Source organism: Plantactinospora sp. B24E8 (genome assembly GCF_039871735.1).
In the GTDB taxonomy this organism is placed as follows: domain Bacteria; phylum Actinomycetota; class Actinomycetes; order Mycobacteriales; family Micromonosporaceae; genus Plantactinospora.
In genome coordinates, this window is the sequence record NZ_JBDPMH010000054.1 from 23064 (window position 1) to 29613 (window position 6550).

Below are 6550 nucleotides of genomic sequence, written 5' to 3' on the forward strand. Positions count from 1 at the left end.
TCTGGTTCGACGCGGCGTTGGCGTACAAGTTCCTCCGCGACTGGCCGAAGGCGTACGAGCTGGGTCGGGAGGCGGCGGCGCGGTCCCCTCGGGGCAGGCAGGACCCGGCGTTCTGGAACCTCGGAATCGTCGCGACCGTGTTGCGGGACTGGTCCACGGCCCGGGACTGCTGGCAGGGGTACGGGCTGCCGATCCCGCCCGGCGACGGCGAGATCCTGGAGGACTTCGGCCCCACCTGCGTACGGATCAACACGGCGGGCGGTCAGGAGGTGGTGTGGGCCCAGCGGCTCTGCCCGACCCGGGGCCCGGGTGCTCAACGTGCCTCTCGACCCGGGCCGCCGGTTCGGCGAGGTCGTGCTGCACGACGGCGTACCCAACGGCGAGCGGGTCTTCCAGGGCCAGCAGGTCCCGGTCTTCGACGAGATCCTCCTCTTCACCGCGTCCGAGCTGCCCACCCTCTCGGTCACCGTGACCGCGTCGGCACCCGACGACGTCGAGGCGCTGTACGAGATGTTCGCCCGTGACAACCTCGGTGCCGAGGTGTGCGACACGGTGAAGCCGCTCTGCAACTGCTGCAGCGAGGGTTCGGTCACCCAGGAACGGACGGTGCAGGCGGGCCGCAGGTCGATGCTGCTCGGCGCCCCCGAACAGCGGGCCGCCGAACTGCTCGACCAGTGGCGTGCCGAGCGTCCCGACGACCGTTCCTGGACCGGGCTGCACCCGGCGACCTGATCGACCGACCGACTCTAGTCGATTCCTCGGGGTCGACCGGATTGCCGACCGATGCCATGATCACGGCACCCCTTGGCATCGTCCCTGTGGAGTTCTGGATGGTCCTGACCGCGCATCCCCGGCTCCGACCACTGGCCGTTCCGCTCGCGGCACAGCTCGACGCGGTACGCGCCGCGGTCGACGAGGGACGGCTGCGCCAGCACGTCGAGCGCCTCGACGCGCCCCGGAGCCGGCGGCACGCCCCGGACGGGCTGGCCCGGGCCGAGACGTACGTGGTCCGGGAGTTGGAGCAGGCCGGTTGGCTGGTCGAGCGGCGGCCGTTTCCGCTGCCGGGGCGCACCACCCCCGGGGTCAACCTGCTCGCCCGTCCACCGGCGACAGCCCGTCCACCGGCCGTGCCTGCGTCGACGGTGCTGCTCGGCGCGCACCTGGACACCGTGTTCGGCAGTCCGGGCGCCGACGACAACGCGTCCGGGGTCGCCTGCCTGCTGGAACTCGCCCGGCTACTGCCCAGCCACGGCCTCGCGGCGCCGGTGCGGCTCGCCGTCTTCGACGAGGAGGAGACCGGCCTGCACGGCTCCCGCGCCCTCGCCGCCGAACTGACCGGCACGGACCGGATCGAGGTGGACGGGACTGACGCGGAAGCGGTCGGCGCCGAGCGGCCGGCCGCCGTGGTGGTCTTCGAGTGTGTCGGCTACTACTCCCGGGAGCCGCGCAGCCAAACCCTGCCTCCCGGTGCCTCGCTGGTCTTCCCCGGGCAGCGCCGGCGAGCTGGCCGACGCGGCTGGCGTGGCGACTGGACCCTGGTGGCGTACCGTCGATCGTCACGACCGTTGGCCCGGCTGATCGGCGAGTGCCTGACCCACCTGGCCGGGTCCGGGACGGCGATCCTGGCCCGCGACCCGCTCGACATTCCGGTCGTCGGCCCGCTGCTCCGCCGATACGTCCCGGCGACCCGACACTTCGCCCGCAGCGACCATCAGCCGTTCTGGGCGGTCGGCGTACCGGCGGTCCAGCTCACCGACACCGCCGACTTCCGGAACCCGCACTACCACCGGCCAAGCGACACCCCGGAGACCCTCGACTACCGGCGGATGGCCGACATCGTGGCCGCCACCGCCGTGGCGACATCACCGCTCGCCCACCCCTGAGGTGGTCCCTCGGCGTCGTCGGGCGGGTGGACCACGTCCCGCCGGGGCTGGCGGCACACCGCGTCAGCCCTCGAACGGCTCACCGGCCAACGCCGCCTCCATTGCGGTACGCGGCAACGCCGGATTGCCCGCGGCGGCGAACACCACGTCCTCCTCTGGGTCGACGAGCAGTTCGAGGAGGACGGGAACCGAAAGACCCGGGTGCCGGGCCGCGAGTGGGCGGACCCGTTCGTGGGCCAGGCAACTACGCAGCGCCTCCGGACCGGCGTTCGGATGGCGGGCGACCTCCCGATGGAGACGCCAGCTCGACGGGTGCCGTCTGACCAACCCGAGCAGCAGGTCCGGGCCGCAGTTCGGGTTGCGGGCCACCGCGGCGGCGACCCGGTTTCCGTGCCGCTCCACCATGGCCCACAACTGCTCCTCGCTGACCGCCGGATTCGGGGCGATCGCCTTGAGTACCTTCGCGTCGGGGTCGGACGCGAGCCGCCGTACCACCGGCTCCGGCAGCTCGGGCCGGTGCGCCAACAGCATCCGTACGGCCGGCACGGTCGATTCGGCGAGGGCCAGGACCTCGTCGGTGTTCGCGTTGGCGATCCGGGGCAGTAGCGTGGGGCCGATCCGGGTGCTCTGCGCCAGGCCGGCGAGCAGGTCCAGGGGCAGCGCGGGATTTTCGGCGAGCTGCCGCCGCACCTCGTGGCGGTTGTCGTCGACGGAGGCGAGCCGACGCATCATCAGCTCACCGATGACCGGGTTGGCCGCCAGGTTGCACCGGACGCCCAGCACCGGGTCCCGGGCCAGCCGCTGGTACGCCGTCGGCAACAGGTCGGGTCGGGTCGCCAGCATCGACCGGAGAAACGTGTCGGGATGGTCAGGGAAGCCGGTGAGGGCGGCGGCCGGCGTAGCGGGATTGGTCACCGTGGCGAGTTGGATCGTCAGGACGGCCCCCTCGTGCGCACCGTCGCACCAACGCCCGTACTGGCGGTCGGGTCGCCCTTGGCAGGCATGGCAGTGCCGGAGCGCGGGGCGCCCACCGTCGGCGGCCAGCGCGGCCAGTAGGTGCGGCGGGGTCCGCTCGTTACGGGCAAGCGCCGCTCGTACGGCGGCGTGCGGGTGTCGGGCCAGTGTCCCGGCCAGTTCGGGTGTCAGGTCCTCCCGCATCGCGACATCGGCGACGACGTCCGGTTCCTCGTCGTCGGCCAGCCGTACGACGAGGTCGGCGGTCAGCTGGGGAACGGCGGCCAGGTCAGCCCGTATCGACGGGTCGGGATGCCGGATCAGCTCCAGGGCCCGGTCCGGTGGCAGCGCGGCCGTGTCGAGCAGAGCCAGCACCACCGACGGCTCGGGGCGGCGCAGTTGATCGGCGCCGAGCAGGCCGCGCCGGACCAGGCGGATCCGGGTGTCGGTTCCGCCGGTTTCGGCGAGCTGTCCGGCCTGTGCCGGGGAGAGCCGGGCACTCTCGGCGAGTTCCGTGGCGAGTTCGGCGTCGGCGGAGGTGATCATGCTGTCCAGCAGGTCGGCCGGGAGGGCCGGGTTGCCGGCGAGGCCACGAAGCAACGGTACGGCGGTCAGCACCGACCGGTTGAAGGTGTCGGGCAGAGTTTCCTCCTCACGTTCGGAGCGCGGCGTTCAGCAGGTCCCGGGTCTGCTCGTCGAAGGCGACCAGGCGGATCCGCTCCACCTTCGACGGGGTGGACCGCAGCGTCGACACCGCGATCCGGGCCGCCTGGTCGGGCGGAAAGCCGTAGACGCCGGTGGCGATGGCCGGGAAGGCGAGACTGCGGGCCCCGATCCGGTCGGCGACCGCGAGGCAGCGGCGGTAGCACGAGGCGAGCACCTCGGCCTCGCCGTGGTCGCCACCCTCCCAGACCGGTCCGACGGTGTGGATGACGTGCCGGACCGGCGGGTCGAGGTCGAAGGCCGGGGTCGCCACCGCCTCGCCGGGCGGACAGGGGCCGACCGCTCCCCCGGCCTCGGCGAGTCGCGGGCCGGCGGCCCGGTGGATGGCGCCGTCGACCCCGCCGCCACCCAGCAGCGACTCGTTGGCGGCGGTCACGATCGCGTCGACCCGCTCCCGGGTGATGTCACCGGAAACCACCTCGATCGTCGTCATCGGCTGATGATGCCAGCCGTGGGCCCGCCGGGCACGCCGGTCGGCCCGGCCACCGCCGCCGGCTTCGCCCCGTCCGCCGACCGCCCGCCCGCGTCGCCGCTCGCCGCCGGGTCGGCCGGGCTCCACTCGCACGACGTACCGCCGTGGCAGAGCTTCTCCCCGGTCGGCGGTTCAATCTGCAGGGTGGCGTGGTCGATGCCGAACTCGTCGTGCAGCCGACGCCGGGCCGCCACCAGGACGTCCGTCACGTCGGCCCGCGCGTCGACGTTGAGGTGCGCGGAGGCGACGTCCATGCCGGAGGTGAGCGTCCAGACGTGCAGGTCGTGCACCGCGGTCACCCCGTCGAGTCCGGCCAGGGCGGTCCGGACCCGGGCGACGTCGACGTGCGGCGGCGCCGCCTGCACCAGTACCCGGCCGGCGGCCACCGCCAGCCGCCAGGTCCGGGGCAGGATGAGCAGGCCGACCGCGACGGCGACCAGTGGGTCGGCGTACCGCCAGCCGGTCGTGGCGATGATCAGGGCGGCGACGATGACGCCGACCGAGCCGAACAGGTCCCCGAGCACCTCCAGGTACGCCCCGCGCAGGTTGAGGCTCTCCTTGGCGCCGCTGCGCAGCAGCAGGAAGGCGACCACGTTCACGGCCAGGCCGCCGAGCGCGACCACCAGCATCGGGCCGGCCGCGACCTCGGGTGGGTCACCGATCCGGCGGACCGACTCGACCAGGACGTAGAGCGCGACACCGGAGAGGAGCACCGCGTTCGCCAGTGCGGCGAGCACCTCCAGTCGGTAGAGGCCGAAGGTGCGTTGGGGGTCCTTCGACGCGCGGCCGGCGGCGGTGATCGCCGCCAGCGCCATCCCGATGCCGAGTACGTCGGTGAACATGTGCCCGGCGTCGGAGAGCAGGGCGAGCGAACCGGTCAGCCCGGCGGCGACCGCCTGGACCAGCATGTAGAGGGCCAGCAGCCCGACGGCCAGCCAGAGCGGTCGGCGGTGCCGGTGTCCGGCCCAGGTCAGCGGGTTCCCGTGGTCGTGCCCCGCGCCCATCCTCCACCTCCGGCGTACGTCCGTTCCTGCCGCCGTCAAAGTATGCGGACATCGCTATGTATGCAAGTTGGAAGTGGGTGTCAGAATGCCGACCGCCCCGCCACCCGGGAATCGGGTGGCGGGGCGGTCGGTACTGCTCGGCTCTCGCGTGACGCCGCTTACAACATCGACACGTGCACGTGGTCCGTATGGTCACTGGCACCGCTGTAGGACGTCCAGCCGGTGGCCGGAGCCCAGATCTCCCTGTACCAGATCACGTACAGGATGCCGAGCCGGTCGGCGTTACGGACCAGGAAGGCGGCCAGGTTGTTGCCGTACTTCATCTGGTCGTTGTTCGCGGCCGGGGCGAACCCGCTGTTGAGCAGCGACCAGTCGCAGGCCCGCCCCTTGGGGTGCTCGTACGGCCCACCGGGGCGGTAACAACCGACGAACCGGTTGAAGCCGGCCCGCTTGACCTCCTTGTACATGTGCAGCGTACGAGCGGTGATGCAACCACCCGTGGTCGGATCATCCTGGTTGCAGGACAACGGCGGGAAGCCGTCGTCCATCCCCGGACCAGGCCGAGCAACCGGCGACTCCGCGTCGACCAGGCCCTTGTTCGGCCGACTCCGGCCACCGACCAGGGCGAGCGCCTTCTGCGCCTCGGTCCGTTGCTTGTCGATGACCTTGCGGGCATCCTTCTGCTTCTCAACCTCGGCGTCGACCGCTTCCTTGGCCGTGTTGACCTGCTCGCGTGCCTCGTTCAACCGGCGCAGCTTCTGGTTGTTGAGCAGGTTCAACTCGTTCAGGGCGGCGGCCCGGTCCAGGAAGGACTCCGACGACGAGCTGTTCAGCATCATCGACACGGCACTGAGCTTGCCCGCCCGGTAGGACTCCGCCGCGATCTCGCTCGCCTCCGGCGCGAGCGCGTCCAGTTCCGCCTGCGCCTCCTCGAGCTTCTTGGTGAGTTCCTTCTGCCGCTTCTGGGACTTCTTGAGCGCGGCGTTGGCCTCGGCGTACCGCTTCCCCGTCGTGGCGAGTACGTCACCGAGCAGCGGTGTCTCGACCTCCCCGTCCGGGCCCGGCTTGGGTGCCGCCGACGCCACAGACGGAGCCACGATCAGCGATGCCGCGGTGAGCAGTGCCAGGGCAAGCGCCAACCTTCGGCGTAGGGGTGCCCTCACATGTATCCCTTCCGTCGGCCGCCGACCGGGTTAGCTGACGGGTTCGGGATGGAAGATGTCCCTACCGCTGTCGCGGATTCACCCCGGGTACCTGGGTCCCCGGCTCGCCAGGTGGCGATTAGGCGGCGATCAGCGCCGGCACCATTTGGTCCCCGGCGGTGATATGAACGGCAGACAGCATACCCGGTTTCGCTTCCGTAATGGCAAGACCCGAATGCCCCGAAGTGACTGATCAGGTGGTGGTTACGGCGGTGGGTAGCCAGGGACGGCCGGCGGCGAGTTCGGTGAGGGCGTTGATGATGTTGCGGCCGTGTGCGGTGGCGGTGGCGAGGTAGGAGCGGATCAGCGCGA

Annotated in this window: 5 protein-coding genes, 1 pseudogene and 1 riboswitch; of the genes and pseudogenes, 2 read left to right on the plus strand and 4 right to left on the minus strand. The window is 71.7% G+C overall.

Annotation, left to right across the window (positions count from 1 at the left end):
• Positions 1–318: 318 nt before the first annotated feature.
• On the plus strand, positions 319–732 hold the full coding sequence (locus tag ABGB21_RS35815) for a hypothetical protein (protein WP_347681609.1): 414 nt from the start codon (positions 319–321) through the stop codon (positions 730–732).
• Between the two features lie 86 nt (positions 733–818).
• A complete protein-coding gene (locus tag ABGB21_RS35820; RefSeq protein WP_347681611.1) occupies positions 819–1883 on the plus strand; it encodes a M20/M25/M40 family metallo-hydrolase in 1065 nt (354 codons plus the stop codon).
• 63 nt (positions 1884–1946) lie between these two features.
• Here ABGB21_RS35820 and ABGB21_RS35825 read toward each other — a convergent pair whose 3' ends face one another.
• The 4 genes and pseudogenes from ABGB21_RS35825 to ABGB21_RS35840 form a co-directional block, all read right to left on the minus strand.
• Positions 1947–3455, minus strand: coding sequence for a hypothetical protein (locus tag ABGB21_RS35825; RefSeq protein WP_347681613.1), 1509 nt, complete (start codon positions 3453–3455; stop codon positions 1947–1949).
• Positions 3456–3489: 34 nt separating this feature from the next.
• A complete protein-coding gene (locus ABGB21_RS35830; RefSeq protein WP_347681615.1) occupies positions 3490–3993 on the minus strand; it encodes an O-acetyl-ADP-ribose deacetylase in 504 nt (167 codons plus the stop codon).
• 167 nt (positions 3994–4160) lie between these two features.
• Positions 4161–5036, minus strand: a pseudogene (locus tag ABGB21_RS35835) (cation diffusion facilitator family transporter); the annotation flags it as partial.
• Positions 5037–5194: 158 nt separating this feature from the next.
• The gene (locus tag ABGB21_RS35840; RefSeq protein WP_347658297.1) at positions 5195–6199 is read right to left on the minus strand and encodes a hypothetical protein; all 1005 of its coding nucleotides are present in this window, start codon (positions 6197–6199) and stop codon (positions 5195–5197) included.
• Positions 6200–6202: 3 nt separating this feature from the next.
• Positions 6203–6334: riboswitch (cyclic di-AMP (ydaO/yuaA leader) on the minus strand.
• Between the last annotated feature and the right edge of the window lie 216 nt (positions 6335–6550).